This window comes from Actinoplanes couchii, from assembly GCF_016862075.1.
GTDB lineage: Bacteria > Actinomycetota > Actinomycetes > Mycobacteriales > Micromonosporaceae > Actinoplanes > Actinoplanes couchii.
Genome location: NZ_BOMG01000137.1, coordinates 1 through 20,644, shown reverse-complemented (window position 1 = coordinate 20,644; position 20,644 = coordinate 1). Strand labels below are relative to the sequence as shown.

Genomic DNA, 20,644 nt, shown 5'->3' with positions numbered 1-20,644 from the left:
GCAGCGGCCGGGTTCGGGGATCGACGGATACTCGTCTCGTGACGATTCCTGGACCCGACCCGGCCGAGATCGAGAACCTACTGCAGCTGTACTGCGCGGAGATCCTGACCGAACCGGATCCCCTGGTGCGGTACCTGATGCTCACCCGGGAGCAGGACGTCTTCGACTCCCTGTCCGAACTGCTCCGCCGCCGGCGCGGGCGGGCGCTCGCCGAGGTGGCCCGTAGCGTCGCCAAGGAGCAGATCGCCGCCGAGACCGGCCTCGGCAGCCGGCAGCGGGTGCAGGAGCTGATCGAGTCCAGTTTCCCCTCCGGCGAGGTCACCGTCCACGGTGGTCAGTGGTATCGGATCGCGCCGGACGTGCCGTACGAGATTCAGGTGATTCCGCTCGGCGTGTACCGGGTGGAGTACCGCTACAACTGGCGCACATGCGCCATCACGGTGGACGGCGACGTCAACGTCGTCGGTCCGGAGCGCACCGGGAGTTCCGTCGAGGCGCGGACGGCGGCGGGGCCCGAGGAACTACGGGTCCGGGTCCGGCGTACCGGCTGACCGTCGTGGACGCACCGGCGCGCCGAAGCACGAGAGGACGCTGATGACTACTTCGACCGTGTCCGACCGGATCTTCCGGTCGGTCAACCCCGCCGATCGCACCGACACCGTCGCCGAGGTCCCGCTCGGTGCGGCGGACGCGCTGCTCGACGTCTTCCGCACGGCCAAGCAGGCGCACGAGGCCTGGGCGGCGACGCCGGCGCCGGTGCGCGGACGGGTGATCGCCGCTTTCGGGCGCCTGGTCGAGGCCAACGCGGAGAGTCTCGCCGGGCTCGTGACGCGCGAGGTCGGCAAGCCGTTGCACGAGTCGCGCGGCGAGGTGCAGGAGATCGTCGACACCTGCGACTTCTTCGCCGGTGAGGGACGCCGCCTGTACGGGCAGACCGTACCCAGCGAGATGCCCGACAAGCAGCTGTTCACCTTCCGGGTGCCGGTCGGTGTCGTCGTGACCATCACGGCGGGCAACTTCCCGGTCGCCGTCCCGTCGTGGTACCTGGTTCCGGCTCTGCTCTGCGGCAACACCGTGGTGTGGAAGCCCGCCGAGTACGCCGCGGCCTGCGCCGACGCACTACTGAGTCTGGCCAGGGCAGCCGGCGTGCCGGCCGGTGTCCTGGAAGTCGTGCACGCCGACGGCCCCACCACGTTCGAGGCGCTGTCCCGCGGGCTCGAAGAATCCCTGGTGGACAAGGTCGGATTCACCGGATCGTCCGAGGTCGGTGCCCGGATCGGCGAACTGTGCGGGCGCCACCTGCAGAGCCCGTGCCTGGAACTCGGGGGGAAGAACCCGATGATCGTGGCGGCCGACGCCGATCTCGATCTCGCCGTCCAGGGCGCGCTCTTCTCCGGGTACGGCACGGCCGGTCAACGGTGCACCTCGCTGGGCACCGCGATCGTCCACGAGTCGGTGCACGGCGAGTTCGTGAGCCGGTTGGGCCAGGCGGTCGAGGAGGCGGTGGTCGGCGATCCGAGGGCGGACGTCCTGTACGGACCGCTGATCTCGGAGGTCTTCGCCGAACGGTTCGAGGAGTACCTGACGTGGATCGGCCCGCACCACCGGGTCTCCGGCTCGACCGGCCGTGGCCGGATCTCGTCGTCGAATCCGCGCAAGGGCTTCGTCGGCGATCCGGAGCCGGGCCACTTCTACCACCCGGTCGTGGTCGACGGGGTGCGGCCGGACGACCGGCTGTTCCTCGAGGAGACGTTCGGGCCGATCGTCGGGATTACCACGTATGGGACGCTGGACGAGGCGATCGATCTGGCGAACCTGCCCGGGTACGGCCTGTCCAGCTCGGTCTACACCAACGATCCCGCGACGGCGTTCGGTGTCCGGCGCGGACTGCGTGCCGGGATGCTCTCGGTGAACAACTCGACCTCCGGCGCCGAGGCGCACCTGCCGTTCGGTGGCAACGGCCGCTCCGGTAACGGCAGCCGGCAGTCCGGCATCTGGGTGCTCGACCAGTTCACCCGCTGGCAGGCGGTCAACTGGGACTACTCCGGTGGTCTCCAGCGGGCTCAGATCGACACCGCGCAGATCGACGCGGATCCCGGATTCCGTCTCACATAGTGAACGGCTGACGAACGACGAGAGGGCCGCCGGACGATCCGTCCGGCGGCCCTCTCGCCTATTCCCGCCATGGCGTCGAGTCATATCGCCAGGTCATCCGATATCGACCGCCGACAGGTTGGCGCCTAGTTGCCAAACCGGTTTGGACTGCTGTGGGCCGTTGCGGTCGATGATAGTCTTCGATTCGAAACAGTTCGCGGGGGTGGACTTTCATGGAGATCGAGACAGCGCCGCTGTCATGGGCTCAAAAAATGCATTGGCTTCTCTTCCATTCGACGCCACCAGGACGGCGCTGGCGCAACAACGTGCTGACCTGGTGGCCGATCCCAGAAGAAACCGGAACGGCGGAATCCGTCGAGGCGCTGCATCGCCTGATGCGCGATTTCAAGGGCCTCCGGACGCGCTATCCGATTGATGCTTCGTCGATTCCGGTGCAGCAGGTGCTGGCGGATTTCCATCCGCCGGTCGCGCTCTGCGACGTGGCCGGCGCCGTGGACGAGCGGGCGGCGGCGGAAGCCTTCGTCGGGCGGGCGCTGCAGCAGGACTTCGATCTCGCGGCCGGCCCGCCGATCAGCGCGGTGCTGGTCACGAGCGGTGCACAAGCTCGCTGGATGGCTCTGATCATCCACCACATCAGCATCGACGGGGCGGCCCGCCGCACTCTGGCCAGCTCCTTCGAGCGTCATCTGGCCGCGATTCGCCACGGTGGACCGGCGACGGCGCCCCATTCCGGCAGCCCGTTGAACGACGCCGTCCTGCAGGGCTCGGCCGCCGGCCGGCAGCTGAGTGACGCGGCGATCCGGCGCTGGGCCGGGGTGGCCGCGGCGATGCCGCCCACCACGCTGCCGGTCCCCGTCCTGTCGGCGGACGGCCCGCTGCCCACCGAGGCCATTCTCACCACCGATCGGGCAGCCGTCTGCGAACGGGTCGCCAGGCGGTCCGGGGTTCCCGTTTCGACAGCATTCCTCGGTGCCTATTCCGCAGTGCTCGGGCGATTCCTCAGAATGGACCGGACGCCGATCAACGTTTATTCCTCGAATCGATTCGACGCGGATCACGCCGAATCGGTGGGATGTCTCTACCAGACTCTCCCGGTGCTCGTCGGAAACGACGGCAAGGACTCGATCCGCGCACTGATGAAACAGGCGCAGACCGCTCTCCTCGACACCTATCGTTTCGGTTGTTACGACTATGACGACGCCACCGACACGCGAGTGCGCGAACAGTTCCGGCTCGGCCGGAACGTCTCGGTGATGCCGTCCTTCAACTTTCCGCCGGCGGGCTCGGCCGCAGCCGACCGCGGGTCCGCGCCGGCCGGCTGGTCGGTGACACCGATCGAGCACGACCTGGGCGACCCGTTCGAGTTCGTGGTCCAGATCATGGGCCCGGACGTGCTCTGCGCGGTGCGGTTCGACGCCGCCCTGATCCCGCCGGCGACGGCCACCGGCCTGATCTCGGCGGTGCTGCGGGTCCTCGACATCGCCGACGAGCACCCCGACCTGCCGGTGGGCCTGCTCCTCGACGCCGCCGGCACGCCGGTCCTGGACCGGGGCGCGGACTGGACCCGGCGCGACGGCTCCTGGATCCACCTGGACGGGATCGCCGAGGCGGCCCGGAGCCATCCGGCGGTCACCGGTGCGACCGTGGCGACCGGCTCCGACGGATCCCTGACCCTGCGGGTCGAGGCGGACGCCTCGCTGACCCCGTACGCCCTGCGCTGTCACCTCACCGGACGGCTGGCCGAGCTACCCGGCACCGTGGTGCCGGAGACGTTCGTGCTCAACGGCGCCCCCGACGACGGCCGCGAACCCGGTGACGGGGTGTTCGGCAGCGTTCGCGAGGTCGCGTTCGAACTGGCGCTCCGTCACGTCCGGCCCGGCGCCGCATGGAACGCGGCCCAGCCCTACCTGCTGCAGGGCGGCCGGACCGCCGATCTGAGCCGGGTCCTCGCCGAACTCGCCACTGCCGGTCTCGGCGGACTGACCTACGTCGATCTGATGGATTTCCGCCCGCTGGCCGACCTCGCCCGGGACGCTCGTGTCGTGCTGCCCGCGGACATGCCGGCACCCCTCGGCGACAGCCGTCGCCTGCCGGTGCCCGCCCCGGCCGAACTGATCTGACCTTCCCGCTCCCTGTCGACGGTGGCCGCGCCACCGCCGGCGACCGCTGCTGCCCACCCTCCGGTCCGCGGACGTGCCGTGCGGACGGAGTGACACCCCCTGCCTGCGGAAGGCGCGGCCGGGGGCGATGAATCCTGCCCGCGAAAGGTGCCCGATGACTCTGCCCGCGCAGTTGCCCTATCCGGTGATCCAGCTCCCGGCGGACGGATCGGGGACGGCCGACCTGGTCCAGGAGATCCGGGCGTCCCCCGACACCGTCACCGCACGCCTGCACGAACGCGGCGCGATCCTGTTCCGCGGGTTCGACCCGGGCAGTGCCCAGCGGCTGGACGCCGTCGTCCGCGCCATGGGCGGAGAACCGCTGCGGTACCAGGACGCCGCCACACCCCGTACCGAGGTCGGTGGCCGGGTCTACACCTCCACCGACTACCCGGCGTCCGAGGTGATCGAGCAGCACAACGAGGCCTGCTACGGCGCCGACTGGCCGCGGTACCTCTACTTCGGATGCGCGATAGCGGCGCGGACCGGTGGCGCGACCCCGCTCGTCGACACCCGGGCCCTGGCAGCGGCGCTGCCCACCGAGCTGATCGACCGTCTCCGCGAGGTCGGTGTGCGTTACGTGCGTACCTACCACCCGCGGATCGGCCTGACCTGGCAGAAGGCCTTCGGCACCGACGACCGGGCGGAGGCCGAGGCTTGGTGTGCCAGCCGCGGCACCAGCGTGGAATGGCTTCCCGGTGGGGTCGTCCGAACCACCGCCGTCCGCCCCGCCCTGGTGCGCCACCCGGATACCGGCGAGGAGTGCTGGTTCAACCAGGTGGTCGCCTTCCACCCGGAGTCGCTGCCCCGCGATCTGCGGGAGGGGCTCAAGGCGGTACTGGCTCCGGAGTTCTTCCCCAAGCAGGTCCAGTTCGGCGACGGCACCCCGATCAGCGCCGAGACCATCGACCTGATCCGGCGCGCCGAGCAGCCGATCACCGCGGCGGTGCCCTGGCACACCGGCGACGTCCTGATCGTGGACAACCTGCTGATGTCGCACGGGCGTCAGGCCTTCACCGGCGACCGGCGCGTCCTCGTCGCCATGTCCCACGCGCTGACCTGGCAGGATGTCCGTGCCGAGGTGGCCGCATGAGCGCCGGCACCGTCCTCGGCCGGATCGGGGACCAGGTCCGTGCCCGGCCCGCGGCGATCGCCGCGCGATGCGGCGCCGACCATCTGTCGTACGCCGACCTGAACGCGCGTGCCGTTGGTCTCGCACGGCGCCTGCGTGCCGCGGGGGTCCGTCCCGGTCAGTCCGTCGGCCTGCGGCTTCCCCGTGGATTCGACCTGCTCACCGGCATGATCGGCATCGGACTGGCGGGGGCGGCCTTCGTGCCGCTCAGCCCGGACGAACCACTCGCCCGGCTCACCACCCTCCTCGCCGACGCCGGTATCACCACCGTCGTCGGCTCCCCGGACGAGATCGTGCTGGACGGAGTCACCGTCATCCCGCCGGGCTCCGGCGCGACGGAGCCCGACGGCGAGGACCCACCGGGTGCGACCGCGGGCGACGTGGCCTACGTCATCCACACCTCCGGCTCCACCGGACGGCCCCAGGGCGTGCCCGTCGCCCACGGCAGTCTGCTGCGATACCTCGACTGGTGCGCGCGGACCCTGCTCGACCCGGCCGCGGCCCTGCCGGCGATCTCCTCGCCCGCCTTCGACGCCTCGCTCAAGCAGCTGCTGGGTCCGCTGATCATCGGTGGAACCGTCTGGCTTGTCGGCGACAAGGAGGCCGGTGACCCCCGGCGGATCACCGAACTGCTCCGCGAGGCCGGTCCGAGCATGCTGAACTGCGTGCCGTCGATGTGGCGGGCGGTGCTCGACGAGATCGAGGCCGCTGGACCACGGCCGGCCGGGCTCCGGCGGCTCCTGCTCGGCGGCGAGCCGGCCGGCGCCGAGTTGATCGCCCGTACCCGTGCGGTCCTGCCGGACCTGGAGATCTGGAACCTGTACGGCCCGACCGAGGCCACCGCCAACGCGACGGCCGCGCGCCTGGACCGCGGGGACGAGGAGCATCTCGGATCCCCGATCGCCGGCTCCGAGATCCATCTCCTCGCGCCGGACGGCACACCGGTCGGCGACGGCGACGTGGGCGAGGTCTTCATCGGCGGCTCACAGCTCGCCCTGGGCTACCACGGCAACCCGGCCCGGACCGCCGCCCGGTTCCTGCCCGACCCGTTCACCGCGGTTCCCGGCGGCCGGATGTTCCGGACCGGTGACCTGGCTCGCCGGCGCGACGGCCGGCTGGAGTTCCAGGGGCGTACGGACCGGCAGGTGAAGCGTTCCGGCGTACAGCTGGAACTCGGGGAGGTGGAGAACGCGCTGCTGCGCCTCGACGAGGTCGACCGGGCCGCGGTCGTCGTCGTGAACCGGGGAACCGCCGACGTACGTCTGCTGGCCGCGGTGACCCCGGCACCGCACCGGGATCCGGCCCCCGGTGGGATCCGCTCGGCGCTGGCCGCCTTCCTGCCCCGGGCCGCGCTGCCCGACCAGGTGGTCGTTCTGCCCACGCTACCGCTGACCGTGGGCGGGAAGGTGGACGCGGCGGCGCTGCGGGCACTGGCCACGCCGTCCGGCGACACCGTCACCGAGCCCGGCGATGACCCGGCCGACCCGGTGGAGACCGTCCTGATCGGTGTCTGGCACCAGGTTCTCGGCGATGAGAAGGTCGGCACCCGGACCGACTTCTTCGAGGCGGGCGGCCACTCGCTCGCGATGCTGCGGATCGTCGGCCGGATGGCGGAGCTGCTCGACGTGGAACTGCCCGTCGACGTCTTCTACGACGCCCCGACGGTCGCCGAGCACGCCGGACTGATCCGCGACGAGCACGGCGGCGCGGTGACGTCCCGGGCCCGGCGGATCCTGGACCAGGGCCACGACCCGGCCACCTGGCGGGCCGCGGAGTGACCGGCCGACCGGTGTCCTACGCCGAACGCGGCGTGTGGTTCCTGCAGCAGGCGGCCGGTGCGGAAGCGTGCAACCTCGGCGCCGCGGTCCGCATCCCCTCCCCGTTGGACCCGGAACGGCTGTTCGCGGCGCTGACCGTGGTGGCCGGGCGGCACGAGGCGATGCGGACGACCTACCGGATCGACGGCGCGAGCCTGGTCGCCGTGGTCCTGCCGGAGAATCCGCCGCAGACCCGCCTGATCGACGCCGTCGACTGGACCACCGAGCAGCTCGCCGACGCGGTCCGTGCCGTGCACGCCGAGCCGTTCGACCTGGCCGGCGGCAGCCCGTGCCGGCTGGTCCTCTGGAACCGCGGCGCGGCCGGGCACGTGATGTTCTTCGCCATGCACCACGCGGTGACCGACTGGAACTCGATGGTCCAGTGCGCCGCCGAGATGTTCGAGCTGTACGGCAACGGCCTGGACGTGTCGGCGCTGCCCGCGGTCACCGCCGGGTACGGGGACTTCGCCGCCGCGCAGCAGGCCATGCTCGCCGGCCCGGACGGTGCGGCGGCGCTGGCGTACTGGAACTCGATCCTGCCGGCCGCCCGGCCGCCACGCCCGGTGCCGGCCGATCGGGAACGCAGTGGCCGGGCCACGGCGCAGCAGATTCTGCCGTTCGGGTTCGGCGCGGAGGCCAAGAAGGGCCTGGATGCTCTCGCCTGGCGGCTCCGGGTACCCGTCTACCTGGTCCTGCTCGGCAGGTGGGCGTCTGCTCTGCGTCCCGTCGAAACCGGACAGCCGCTGGTCGTGGGCCTGTCCCGGACTCTGCGCAAGCCCGCTTTCGCCCGCACGGTCGGCTGCTTCACCAACACCATCCCGGTGGTGGTCGGCCCGGAGGCCGGACCGGATCTGCCGTCGGTCGTCGACGGGTTGCGCCGCCAACTGCAGGAGTCGTACCGGCATCAGGGTTATCCGAACGAGCTGCTCGCCCGGCACCGCCCCGACCTCGGAGCGGCCGGTGGGCGCCCGGCCATGTTCGACGCCCACTTCAACTACGTTCCCGGCGACGCGGACAACCTCGGCTCGCTGTTCACCGGCGACGCGCAGGTCCGCGCCCAGGCCGGCGGACTGCTGCTGGAGTCCTTCCCGGCACTGCCCACGGTCGGCATGTGGAGCGACTTCAGCCTGCACCTCACCGAGGCGCCGCAACGGCTGGTCGGCATGGTCGGCTACGACTCCGCGACGTTCTCCGCGGCGACCGCCGATGCCGTGAGCCGCCGTTTCGCTGATCCAGCCGGCCACCCGGCCGCCGTCACCCCCTGAAAATCGATCGAGGAGAAGCAATGTTCGACGACTCCACCGCACGCTTCACCGTTGTGATCAACGATGAGGAGCAGTATTCCGTCTGGCCCACCGCGATCACGGTTCCGGACGGCTGGCGAGAGATCGGCGTGACCGGCACGAAGGACGAGTGCCTGGAGCGCATCGAGGAGATCTGGACCGACCTGCGTCCCCGTAGTCTCCGGGAGCAGTTGGCGGCGGACGGTCACTGATGTTCCAGCCCTTGCGTCTGCCGGCGTTCCGGCGGCTGTACACCGCCCAGGTGGTGGGGAACTTCGGGGACGGCCTCGACTACCTCGCCATCATCACGATCGTGGTGTTCCAATGGCACCGCGGACCGGGTGACGTGGCGCTCCTCGCGCTCGCCGGCGCGGCGCCCATGGTGTTCGGCGCACCGGTGATCGGTCTGGTCGCCGACCGGTTCCAGCCGCGAACCGTGATGGTGGCGGCGAACGCGGTCCGGGCACTCGCCATCGTCGGCATCACCACCACCGAGAACTTCGCCCTGCTCTGCGTGCTGAGCGGGCTGGCCACCGTCTGCGGCGGCTTCTTCAACGCGGCCGAACAGCGGTTCATCCGGTACCGGGTACGCGACGACCTGCTGCTCCAGACGAACTCCCTGCGCAGCGTCACCGAGCGCATGCTGACCGGCCTGGCCGGCCCGGGTGTCGCGGCCGTTCTGATCGGTGTCTGGGACGCCCGGATCACGCTGCTCATCTGCGCGTCACTGTTCCTGCTCTCCGCGGTGCTGGTCGGGTTCGTCGGCACGGTCCCGGCCGACGGCGACAGCACGGAGGAACGTGCCGAGTCGTGGCGGCGGCGGATCGGTGCGGCGTTCGCCGTGGTGTGGGGCAACCCGCCGCTGCGGCTGACGGTCGGTGCGATCTCGCTGGCCTACCTGTTCTCCACGATGTTCGAGATCATGATTCCGGTCTGGTACCGGGAGATGGGCGCCGGACCGAGCTTCACCGGCACGGCCATGGTCTGCATGGGGCTGGGCGGCGGCCTGGGCGCGCTCCTGCTGTCCCGGGTCGGTGACCGGTTCAACCTGCTCCTGGTCATGGCCACCGCGGCCACCATGATCGGTGTCCTGGTCGGCGCGATGGGCATCGCCGGGTATGCCGGCCTGCGATCCGTCCTCGGCGTCTGGCTGATAGCCGCGGTGATCATCGGACTGGGCGCGGCCGTGGCGGCGATCGTCTACGGCACCCTGGTGCAGCGGCTCACCCCGGCACACCTGATGGGCCGGGTCGGCGCGCTCACCGGTGCCGCGGTCGTCGTCCCGGTGGTCGTCGGCCCCGCTGTCGCCCCGATCCTGACGCCGTTCATCGGCATCAACGGGATCTTCCTGCTCTCCGGCACCGGGATCCTGGCCGTCGGCCTGATGCTCCTGGTCTTCGGCCCGGTCTATCGGGACCAGGTCCGTCCCCGGCCGGCCGGAGCCGACGCCGCCGACAGCGCCACGAACCAGGAGGTGAAACGGTGACCGCGATTCCCACGTACGAACCAGGATCGATGGTCTGGGAACTTCTGCGGGCACAGGCCTCGGCCAGGCCCGATGCGGTGGCGGTCCGGGCCGATGGCCGGGACGTCACCTACGCCGACCTGGTGTCCCGTGCCGGGCGCTTGGCGCACACCCTGAGCGGCGATGCGCCGGTGGTGACCGGCGTACACCTGCCCCGCTCGGTGGAGTTCGTGGTCGCGATGCTCGCGGCGATGCGCACCGGTTGTTACGTGCCACTGGACCCGGCGCTGCCGGACGCCCGTCGCGAGCAGCTGATCCGGCATGCCGGAGTGACCCGGGTGGTGACCGGCGACGACAGCGGGCCGCGGAACCACGGCGCCCGGGAACTCCGGCCGGTCCGGCCGGACGAGGTGGCCTACGTCCTGCACACGTCGGGTTCCACCGGTGTGCCGAAGGGCGTCACCGTCACGCACGGTGCGCTGGCCGAGCATCTGCTCGCCTTCGGTGCCCGGGTGGGGATCACGGCCGGCGACCGGACGCTGCTGTTCGCCCAGCCGACCGCGGACGTACACGTCGAGCAGGTCCTGGCGCCGTTGGTGCACGGGGCCACGCTGGTGCTCCACCCGCCGGGCCTGCCGGACGTGCCGCGTGACTTCCTGCGCTTCCTGCACGAGGAGCGGGTGACCGTCGCCAACGTTCCCGCCGGGTACTGGCGGTTGCTCGTCGGCGAGCCGGATCCGGTACGGCCGGCGGCGCTGCGGACGCTGATCGTCGGCAGCGACGTCATGCCGGCCGAGGTGGCGCGCCGCTGGCGGGAGGGCCCGCTGGGCTCGATCCAGCTGTTCAACGCATACGGCCCGACCGAGACAGTGATCACCGCGAGCCTGTGCGCGGTCGACGCGACAGCCGTCGCCGATGGTACGAGCGTGCCGCTGGGAGAGCCCCTGGACGGCCGGACGATGCACGTGCTCGGACCGGATCTGCGGCCGGCTGATGTCGGCGAGGTCCATCTCGGTGGCATTCTCGCGCAGGGCTACCTCGGGGATCCACGGCGTACGGCGGCGGTGTTCGTGCCGAGCCCGTTCGCGGCCGGTGAGCGCCTCTACCGCACCGGTGACCAGGCACGGGTACGCCCCGACGGGACCGTCGAGTTCCTCGGGCGGGTCGACCGGCAGGTGAAGATCCGGGGCTTCCGCGTGGAACTCGGGGCGATCGAGTCCGAGGCGATGCGGCATCCGGCGGTCACGGACTGTGTAGCCGTCGCCGTGCCGGACGCGGGCGGGGAACGCCGGATAACGCTACTGGCGGTGCTGTCCGGGCCGGCCGGCGATCTGCTGGCGGCGCTTCGGGAAGCACTGCCGCCGGCCGCCGTGCCGCACCGGCTCCAACCGGCTGAAGCGTTGCCGCTGACCGCGGCCGGCAAGATCGACCACGCCGCGGCCGCCGCTCTCGTCGAGGCGGCCGGAGCCGGTGCCGACGACACGGCCGGGGACGGGCGTACCGAGCCGGCCGACCCGCTGGAGGCCGCGCTGCTGGCGCACTGGCGGGCCGCGCTGAACGTGCCGGTCGGGCCGGACGACGACTTCATCGGTGCCGGCGGAGACTCGATGACCAGCCTCACGCTGGCCTGCCAGGCCCCGCAGCTGGGCGTCACCATCCGGCCGCGGGACATCTTCGAGACCGGCACGGTGCGTGCCCTGGCCCGGCGGATCCGGGAGGGCCGGACCACTGTCCCGGCGCCGGACCACCCGGTTCCGGAGAACCCGGCGGTACTCGCGGACGCCGGCCTCACACCGGCGCTGCACTGGCTGATCGACCGGCTCGGTGGAGTGCCCGCGGACTGGGGGCAGTACGTGGTGCTGGCCTTGGCCGACGGCGCCGACATCGGCGCGCTGCAGCGGAGCGTGGCTACGCTGGCGTACCGGTTTCCCGCGTTGCGGACCGCGATCCGCCAGTCGGACGGGGAATGGCGGACGGCGACCGTCGAGCCCGCCGAGGACCACTGGACGGCCGTGGAGATCCCGGCGTTCACCGGGACGGTGCTCGCCGGGATCCGGGAGCGGGCGACCGCCTGGCTGGATCCGGCCACCGGACGGCATCTGCACGCCACCCTGCTGACCGGTCCGGGCGGCGAGCGGCGGCTCCTGCTGGTCGCTCACCACGCGGCGGTCGACGTGGTCAGCTGGCGGCTGCTGATGAACGACCTGGACACCACGTACCACCTGGTCCGTAGCGGGTGGGGCGCGCCGGAGGTGGCGCCGGCGCCGGCGGTGGCGGACTGGGTACGGGAACTGCACGGCGCGGTCGCCGCGGGTGCCTTCGATGTCGAGCGCGAACACTGGTCCCGTGCCGTGGCGGCGGTGCCGGCCGATGCCCCGGCGGACGGGGGACTGGAGGGCGGAACCCGGACGGTCACGGTGGCTGTCCCGCTGGGCGGTGTCGCCGACCCGGCGGAGATCGTGCTCGCGGCGTCGCTGAGCGCGTGGCAGCGCTGGTCCGGGCGCGACCGTTGTGTGGTCGAGATGGAGAGTCCGGGCCGGGACGCGACCGTCGGCGCGGCCGGCTACGACGTCGTCGGCTGGCTCACCGCGATGTATCCGGTGCCGGTCGATCTCGGTGGCGAGCCGGACAAGAACCTCGCCGCGCTGCAGTCGGCGATCGCCGCCGTGCCCGGTGACGGCAGCGGATACGGCGTCCTGCGGTACCTGCACCCGGATCCGGCCGTGCGGGACTCACTGCGCCTGCCCGGCTGCCCGGACGTGTCGGCGAACTTCCGTGGGCGTACGACCACCGAACGGACCGCGCTGCTCGCGCCGGACTCCACCGTGCAGGCCGGCCCGGCCAGGGGCGCTGGTCTCCGGCGCCCCTGCCCGGTCGTGGTGGACGGGTGGGTCGAGGACGACACGCTGACGGTGGCCCTCGAACTCGACGGCCGGGCCGTCGACGAGATCGCTGCCGCGGCCCTTCAGCGCGACCTCGAGGACGCGTTGCGGACCCTGCTCGCGCCGCGGACGAGGGAACTGCCACTCACCCCGGCGCAGGAGGGCATCCTCTTCCACGCGGTGCAGTCGGCCGATCCGGAGTCGTACGTCGGTCAGATCGTCGTGGCGATGACCGGTGAGCTGAACCGGGACGCCTTCACCGCGGCATGGCGGGCGGCCTCGCGGGCCAACCCGTCGGCGCGCACCTCGTTCGCCTGGCGGCGGCAGATGACCCCGTCGCAGCGCATCGTCCCGGATGCGGAGCTGCCGTTGCGGTGGGTCGACGGGACGTCGTGGACCGGCGCGGCCGAGCGGCTGGCGGCCGAGTTGGCGGCTGGTGAGCGCGGGACGCCGTTCGACCTGGAGAACGGACCACTGCTGCGGGTCACGGTGGCCGCCCTGGCCGACGGCCGGCATCTCGTGGTGGTGACCCATCACCACCTCGTCTTCGACGGCTGGTCGATGAACCTGCTCGTCGGCGACCTGATGGCGGCCTACGCCGAGCTGTGCGCCGGGCGGCCGGCCCGGCTCGCGATCCGTGAGTCGGCCGCTGAGCTGGTGGCCAGGGCGCCGTCGCGGGAGAGCGACGACTTCTGGAACCGCCACATGGCCGGCGCCCGGCCGACCCGCCTCGTCGACCCGGCACGGCAGCGGTCCGGCATCCACCGGGAGACCACGCTCCGGCTGACCGGCGCGGACTGGGACCGGATCCGGGCCGATGGGCGGGACCGGCGTCTCGCCCCGGCCGTCTACGTCCACCTGGCCTGGGCATCGACCCTGCGCGTCCGTCTCGGCCAGGACGACGTCACGTTCGGCACGGTGATGTCCGGGCGCGACGCGCGGATCCCGGGCATCGAGGCGGCCAGCGGGATGTTGATCAACACCCTGCCGCTGCGGGTCCGGTTCGACGTGCCCGGCGACATCGCCGCCGATCTGCTGGCGCTGCAGGAACGACAGGGCGCGTCGCTGGTCGAGGTGCGCCGGGAAGCCGGGATCGGATCACGGGATGTGCTCTTCGATCACCTGCTGGATTTCGGGACCAGCCGGACCATGGTGGCCACCCCGGCGGCCGGTGTCGCCGGTCTGCACCTGCGGCCGCTGCACGGATTCGAGCGGACCAACTACGGCATCACGATCACCGCCGTGGCCGGCGCCGAGCTGGAGCTGAGCGTCAACCACGACGACGGCCTGCTGCCGGTCCCGGAAGCGGCGGACCTGCTCGCGGACTTCGCCCGGGCCATCCGGTCGGTGACCTCTTCTGAAGGAGATGGGCAATGAACGACTCGTCGCTCCTGCACGACCGGATCGCCGGCCCGTCGGGCGCGGTGGCGGTCAGCCACGCCGGGCGGCGGCTGACCTACCGGGAATTGCATGCGACCGCCGACCGGATCGCCGCCGAGCTGGTGCGGCGCGGGTACCAGCCGGGCACCCCGGTGGGTCTCTGCCTGGACGACCCGTTGCAGCTGGTCCCGGCGGTGGTCGGGGTGCTGCGGGCGGGATGCGCCTATCTGCCCTTGGGCGCGGACTGGCCGGTGGCGCGGGTCGCCGGGGCGGTGCGGCGGGTCGGGGTGCCGGTTGTGCTGGCAGCCGGCTCGACCGCTGCGGTCCTGGCCGGGGGCGGCGTTCCCGTCCTCGACTTGGACGACCTGCCCATCGTCGATCCGGTCGACTGGCCACGCCCGTACGGCGCCTCGCCCGCCTATCTCATCCTGACCTCGGGATCGACCGGTGAGCCGAAGGCGGTCGTCGTCGGCCACGCCGCCGCGGACGCCTCGCTGCTGGCCCGCCGGGCGGTGTACCCGGGCCGAGTGGGCGGTTTCCTCTGGCACTCGCCGGCCGCGTTCGACAGTTCGGTGGCCGGTCTCTTCTGGACGCTGGCCGACGGCGGCACCCTCGTGGTGCCGGACGACGAGGCCCGTAAGGACCCCCGCCGCCTGCTCGACCTGATCCGCACCGAGCCGGTGACCCATGTGCTGGCCCTGCCGAGGGTGTGGCGGGGGATCCTCAGCCTGGCCGAGCCGGTCGATCTGGCCCGTCTGACGGTGGTGGCGGTCGCGGGTGAGGCGGTGCCCGCAGGGCTGGCCGCCGAACATGCCGGGCTCTGCACCGCGCCGTTGTGGAACGAGTACGGTCCGGCCGAGGGATCCGTGTGGGCCACCGTTCGCCGGATCGACCCGGCCGGTGACGGCGCCGACATCCCGATCGGCACGGCCCGTCCCGGCTTGACGGTCACCGTCCGGCACGAGGATCTGCGGCCCTGCGCGCCGGGTGAGATCGGGGAGATCTGGCTCTCCGGGCCGGGCCTCGCTCAGGGTTACGCCGCCGCGCCACGCCTGACCGCCGAGCGGTTCCTTCCCGACCCGTCCGGGCACGGTCGCGCGTATCGCACCGGTGACCTGGCCGAAGTCCGCTCCGACGGGGAACTGCTGTTCCGGGGCCGGATCGACGACCAGGTCAAGGTCTCCGGCATTCGGGTGGAACCGGCCGAGGTCGAGCGGGCGCTGCTCGACGTGCGCGGTGTCATCGAGGCGGCCGTGGTGGGGCAGAGCGCGGCGGAGGGCCGGACGGTTCTGGCCGCGTTCCTGGTGCTCGCCGACGGCCAGACCCGGGACGCCGTCCGGGAGGCGGTCGGTGCCCGTCTGCCGGCGGCGCTCGTACCGGCCCGGATCAGCGTCGTGGACGGCCTGCCCCGCAACACCAACGGCAAGGTGGACCGGCGGAAGCTGGCCGGGACGAACGCCGAACCCGCGGCCGGGCCCGTGTCGGCGCCGTCGGACCCGGTCCGGGAGAGCATCCTGCGGACCTGGCAGGAGGTGCTGCGGGATCCGTCGCTGACGGTGGACACCGACCTGTTCGCGGCGGGCGGCGACTCGATCACGGCCGTGATGATCTGCGGACAGCTGGGCGAAGCCGGCCTGACCGTCTCGCCGCTGGACGTCTACGAGGCGCGTACGCCCGCGGCCCTGGCCGACATGCTGGCCGGGCGGGCGCCCACCGCACCGGCCGCCGCGCGGGCGGTCACGGAGACAGCCGTGGCCGGTGGTGCGGACACCGTCGAATCGGTGGCGCTCACCCCCGTCCAGCACTGGTTCGCCGACACCCAGCCGGTGGCGCGTGACCACTGGAACCTGTCGGTGGGTGCGACGATCACCGGCCCCGACCCGGCCGCGGTCCGGCGGGCCCTGGTCGAGGTGCTGGACCGGCATCCGATCCTGACCGCCCGGTTCGAGGACGGACCGGAGGAAGCGGACCGGCGGTTCGTCGTCGGCTCCGGCAGCGTGCCGGTGTCGATCGAGTTCGTGGCGGAGCTGCACGACGAGGAGACCGGCGAACTGATCGCCGAGTGGCAGCGGAACCTGTCGCTGACCGAGGGGCCGGTGGCCCGGCTGATCTGGTTCGAAGCCGATGATCCCCGGCAGGCGCGGTTCGTTCTGATCTGCCACCACATGGTGTTCGACGCGGTGTCGCTGCGCGTGGTGCTCGACGAGCTGGCCGGGGTGCTGGGCGGGCGGCGGCTCGGTACACCCGCGTCGTGGCAGACGTGGGTACGGCATCACACCGACCGGATCATCGCCGGCCAGTACGACCGGGAACTGCCGTACTGGCTGGCCACGGCCCGGGTCGCCGGGGCGTCGCTGCCCGGTGTGCAGCCGGGCTGTGAGGGTGACGCCCGGCGGGTGACCCACCGGCTCGGCGGCGCCCCCGTGGCGGCCTTCGTCCGGGCGGTCGGCCGGAGCCCCGAACTCGCCGATCGGATGCTGCTCGCCGCCGTGCTCCGTGGCTTCGGCGAGGCCTACCCCGGCCTGGAGACACTCGGGATCGACGTGGAAGGGCACGGCCGTCCGGCGGGCGCGCCCGGTTCCGGTTCGGTCGGCTGGTTCACCAGCTTCCACCCGGTGGCGATGAACATGCCCACCGGGAACGATCCGGCGGGGGCGGCCACGGCTGTCCGCGAGGCACTCGACAGCGTCCCGGGAACCGGACTGGGCTTCCTGGCTCTGGCGTACGGGCGACCGGACCTGGCGGGCAGTGCCGAGCTGCGCAAACTGCCCGCACCGTTGCTGCGCTTCAACTACCTCGGCCGGGTGGAGTCCCGGGTGCGTACCGGCGAGACGCTGCTCGACGTCGACCTGGTGCTGCCCGGCCAGCGTGACCCCGCGGCCCAGCGCCGGACCGTGTTCGAACTCGACTGCGCGCTGGTCGGCGACGAACTGGTCATGGCGTGGGCGGCGGCGGAGGAGATTCCCGCGGAAACCCTGCGGCGACTGGTGGAGGCCGTCCGTGTCTGATCTCCCGCACGACCCCATCCCGCTCACCCCCGAGCAGCGGGCCATCCTGTTCGAGTCGCTGAACGACGGGATGTCGATCTACGCCCTGCAGGTTCGCTGCCTGGTCCAGCCGTTCCGGCCGGACGTGTTCGAACAGGCCTGGGCACGGGTCGTCGCCCGCCACGAGATGCTGCGGGTCCGGTTCCGGTGGACCGGCGTACCGGCGCCGTACCAGGAATTCCTGCCGGCCGTGCCGGCCCACGTGCCGACCGTGTCGGTGCGCGGCGGCTCGCCCCACCGGCTGCGGTCGGTGGCGATGCGGCTGTTCGACGAGCAGTTCGAGCGCCCCCTCGACCTGGAACGGGACCGGGCGGTGATCCCGTACGCGGTACACGACGGGGAGACCGCGTACGTCTGCTGGACGTCGCACCACATCGTGCTCGACGGCATCTCGAGCCGGATCATGCTGCGCGACCTCAGCGAGGAGTACGACCGCCTCCTCACCGGTGAACCCGGGCCGCCGCGCCCGGAGGCCGGTTCGTTCTCGGCCTTCGTCCGGTGGCGTCAGGAGTCCGAGCCCCCGGCGCCGGCCTCGCCGGACGTGCCACTGCCGGACCGCACCGGATGGCTGGTCCGGGCGCTCGGCGGCACTCCCGCGCCGGCGGAGCAGCGCCGCATCATCCGGCCCTTCGCCGACGATCTGATGCGACGGGTCCGGGAGACTGCCCGGGAGACCGGCGTGACGGTCGCGACCATGGTGCACGCGGCCTGGGCGCTGGCGGTCGGCGGGCGGACCGGAGAGGACCGGGTCCGGTTCGGCGTGGTCGGTTACGGCCGCCCGCACCAGGTGCCCGGTTCTGCCGAGACGATCGGCAACTTCGTCGCCACGAGCCCCCTGCTGATGCCGGCAGCGGCCGGCGAACCGGCCGGCCGATGGCTGGAGAGCGTCCAGGACGCGCTCGTACGCACCTGGTCGACGGGCCGGAGGACCGCCCTCGACGCGGACTCCATTCTCGTGGTCTCGCACTTTCCGCCCATCGAGCACTTCACCGGTGACCGTTCCGGGTGCCGGGTGGAGATCCTCGACGTGGCCGACCATGCGCCGCACCCGATCGTGGCAGCCGCCATGATCGGCGACCCCGCGCTGCTCCTGTTGCACGTCAACGGCGTACGGCTGCCGGCTGGACAGGCCGAGAGCCTCGCCGACGACTTCCTGCGGCACCTCGACGTGCTCGCTTCTGCCCGGATCGACGTGCTCGCTTCTGCCCGGATCACGGAAGGACCGACCAACTATGCGACAGCGTGAACTCTCCCCGGTCGAGGCGGCGCTGTGGATGGAGTGCCAGTCGTCCGGAGGCGCCGAGGCGTACGCCATCCCGTACGTCCTGCGCCTGCGTGGCGAGGTCGACGTCGACGCCCTCCATGCGGCGCTGCGTCAGGTGGTGACCCGTCACGAGGTCCTGCGGACCAGCTACGCCTGGCAGGACGGTGAGCCGGCGGCGACCGTCCACGACGACGTGGACGTCCCGTTCGCCGTCGACGATCTGCGCGGACAGGACGTGGCGGAGGACGCCCTGCACGCGCGGATCACGGCGGCCAGCGGTGGTGGCTGGGATTTCGCCCGCCCGCCGCTGCTGCGCGCCACCGTGTTGCTGCTCGACGACGGCGCGGTGTTCTGCCTGCTCGTCCACCACCTGATCACCGACGGGCGGTCCCGGGAGGTCTTCTTCGCCGACCTGCTGGCGGCGTACGCCGGCACGGCTCTGCCCGCCGATCCGGACACCCGTTACGCCGACTGGAGCACCGGGCGACTGCGCGACCTCGCCGGCGACGGCATGGCCGGGCACCGCGACGTCTGGCGGGAGCACCTGGCCGTGGCGCAGGAGGTCCAGGACCGTCTGGTCACGGGGAGCGACACCCGCACGTACCGGGGCGCCCGGGTGTTCCGGGAGATCACCGGTGCCGAACTCGCCGCGGTGCGCCGCCTGGCCGCCACTCGGCGGACCACGGTCGGCGCGGTCCTCGCGACCGGTTGGGCGGTGGCACTGGCCGGTTTCGGTGACGGGCGGCACGCCGGATTCGCTCTGACCTCGGCGAACCGGCCGGTGGCGTACCTCGACGTCGTCGGTTCCTTCGCGACGGTGGTGCCGGTCGCGGTCGAGATCGACCCGGCGGCCGACTTCGGCGCCGTCCTGGCCGAGGTGACCCGCACCCTGCGTGACGCGATGAGCCGTCCCGCCCTCCCGGTGCACCTGCTGACCGGCGCCGGCCGCCCTCGCCGCGGCTTCGACACGATGTTCGTGCACACCATCGTCCCGGGCGAGGTGCGCCTGCCCGGCCTGACGATCACCCCGATGGCCGCTGTGGGTGAGACCGCGAAGTGTGCCCTGCTGCTCAGCGTCACCGAGGCGCCCGAGCGGATCGAGCTGATGATCGAGTACGCCGTCGGCCGCGTCACGCCGGAGACCGCGCAGAGCCTGATCGAGACCGTGCACGCGGTACTGACCGGGGCCACGGCGGGCACCCGGGTGGCCGCCCTGGCTCCTCGGCCCGCCGAGTCCTGGTCGGCCGGCGGTCCCCTGACGGCGCCGGATGTGGTGTCGTCGGTACGCGACTGGGCGAGCCGGATGCCGGATGCGCCCGCTGTCGTGTCGGGGGATGTGCGGTGGTCGTATGCCGAGTTGTGGCGGCGTTCGGGTGCGGTGGCCGCGGGTCTGGCTGCCGAGGGGGTGGACCGGGGTTCGTTCGTCGGCGTGTGCCTGGACCGGTCGGCGGACCTGATCGCGGTGCTGCTGGGAATCATGCGGGCCGGAGCGGCGTACGTGCCGCTGCCCCCGTGGTACCCGGTGGACCGCCTGCAGTTCATGGTCGCCGACGCCGGCCTGTCGGTGGTGCTGGGCGGACCCGGCTCACCCCTGCCGGGCGTGCTCGACGCGACGACGCTGCTGGACGGTGACCAGCCGGCCGAGGAGACGGCGGTGACGCCGGCGGATCCGGCGTACGTCATCTACACCTCCGGTTCGACCGGCCGGCCGAAGGGCGTGGTGGTCGCGCACGCCAACCTCGCGTGGCTGGTCGCGTCGTCCGGCGCGGAGATCGAGGCGGCGCCCGGGGACGTGTGGTCGGTGTTCCATTCGTACGCCTTCGACTTCTCGGTCTTCGAGATCTGGGGTGCGTTGGCGTCGGGTGGTTCGGCGGTGGTGGTGGGTGGTGATGTGGTGCGTTCGCCGGAGGTGTTCGGGCGGTTGTTGGTGGATGAGGGTGTGACGGTGTTGTCGCAGACGCCGTCGGCTTTCAAGCAGTTGGTGGGTCGGTTGCCGGTGGGTTCGCGGGTGCGGGTGGTGGTGTTCGGGGGTGAGCGTCTGGACATGGCCGCGGTGCGGGTGTGGCGTGCGGATCCGGTGGTGGCGGGGATGTCGTTGGT

12 protein-coding genes are annotated in these 20,644 nt (G+C 72.2%); all 12 read left to right on the top strand.

Annotated features, from left to right (window positions below; translation table 11 throughout):
• The first annotated feature begins 38 nt into the window (after window positions 1-38).
• On the top strand, window positions 39-551 hold the full coding sequence (locus tag Aco03nite_RS50520; RefSeq protein ID WP_203810062.1) for a hypothetical protein: 513 nt from the start codon (window positions 39-41) through the stop codon (window positions 549-551).
• A gap of 43 nt (window positions 552-594) precedes the next feature.
• Window positions 595-2,115: an aldehyde dehydrogenase family protein gene (locus Aco03nite_RS50515; protein ID WP_203810060.1), complete on the top strand. Its 1,521-nt coding sequence runs from the start codon at window positions 595-597 to the stop codon at window positions 2,113-2,115.
• Between the two features lie 212 nt (window positions 2,116-2,327).
• Window positions 2,328-4,235 carry a condensation domain-containing protein gene (locus tag Aco03nite_RS50510; protein ID WP_275416014.1) on the top strand — a complete coding sequence of 636 codons (1,908 nt, stop codon included), beginning with the start codon at window positions 2,328-2,330 and terminating at the stop codon, window positions 4,233-4,235.
• Between the two features lie 154 nt (window positions 4,236-4,389).
• A complete protein-coding gene (locus Aco03nite_RS50505; RefSeq protein ID WP_203810056.1) occupies window positions 4,390-5,367 on the top strand; it encodes a TauD/TfdA family dioxygenase in 978 nt (325 codons plus the stop codon).
• Window positions 5,364-7,184 (top strand): non-ribosomal peptide synthetase, encoded by a 1,821-nt coding sequence (locus Aco03nite_RS50500; RefSeq protein WP_203810054.1) that lies wholly within the window; start codon window positions 5,364-5,366, stop codon window positions 7,182-7,184. Before Aco03nite_RS50505 ends, Aco03nite_RS50500 begins: the two co-directional genes overlap by 4 nt.
• An 11-nt stretch (window positions 7,185-7,195) precedes the next feature.
• On the top strand, window positions 7,196-8,488 hold the full coding sequence (locus tag Aco03nite_RS50495) for a condensation domain-containing protein (protein ID WP_203810052.1): 1,293 nt from the start codon (window positions 7,196-7,198) through the stop codon (window positions 8,486-8,488).
• Window positions 8,489-8,508: 20 nt separating this feature from the next.
• On the top strand, window positions 8,509-8,718 hold the full coding sequence (locus tag Aco03nite_RS50490; RefSeq protein WP_203810050.1) for an MbtH family protein: 210 nt from the start codon (window positions 8,509-8,511) through the stop codon (window positions 8,716-8,718).
• The gene (locus Aco03nite_RS50485; RefSeq protein WP_203810047.1) at window positions 8,718-9,992 is read left to right on the top strand and encodes an MFS transporter; all 1,275 of its coding nucleotides are present in this window, start codon (window positions 8,718-8,720) and stop codon (window positions 9,990-9,992) included. Before Aco03nite_RS50490 ends, Aco03nite_RS50485 begins: the two co-directional genes overlap by 1 nt.
• A complete protein-coding gene (locus tag Aco03nite_RS50480) occupies window positions 9,989-14,230 on the top strand; it encodes a condensation domain-containing protein (RefSeq protein WP_203810045.1) in 4,242 nt (1,413 codons plus the stop codon). The genes Aco03nite_RS50485 and Aco03nite_RS50480 overlap by 4 nt, the downstream gene beginning before the upstream one ends.
• Complete coding sequence (locus Aco03nite_RS50475) at window positions 14,227-17,241, top strand: non-ribosomal peptide synthetase (RefSeq protein ID WP_203810043.1); 3,015 nt, start codon at window positions 14,227-14,229, stop codon at window positions 17,239-17,241. The genes Aco03nite_RS50480 and Aco03nite_RS50475 overlap by 4 nt, the downstream gene beginning before the upstream one ends.
• On the top strand, window positions 17,234-18,526 hold the full coding sequence (locus Aco03nite_RS50470) for a condensation domain-containing protein (protein ID WP_203810041.1): 1,293 nt from the start codon (window positions 17,234-17,236) through the stop codon (window positions 18,524-18,526). The genes Aco03nite_RS50475 and Aco03nite_RS50470 overlap by 8 nt, the downstream gene beginning before the upstream one ends.
• On the top strand, window positions 18,513-20,644 hold a 2,132-nt coding region (locus tag Aco03nite_RS50465; protein ID WP_203810039.1), incomplete at its 3' end, for an AMP-binding protein. The genes Aco03nite_RS50470 and Aco03nite_RS50465, both read left to right, overlap by 14 nt.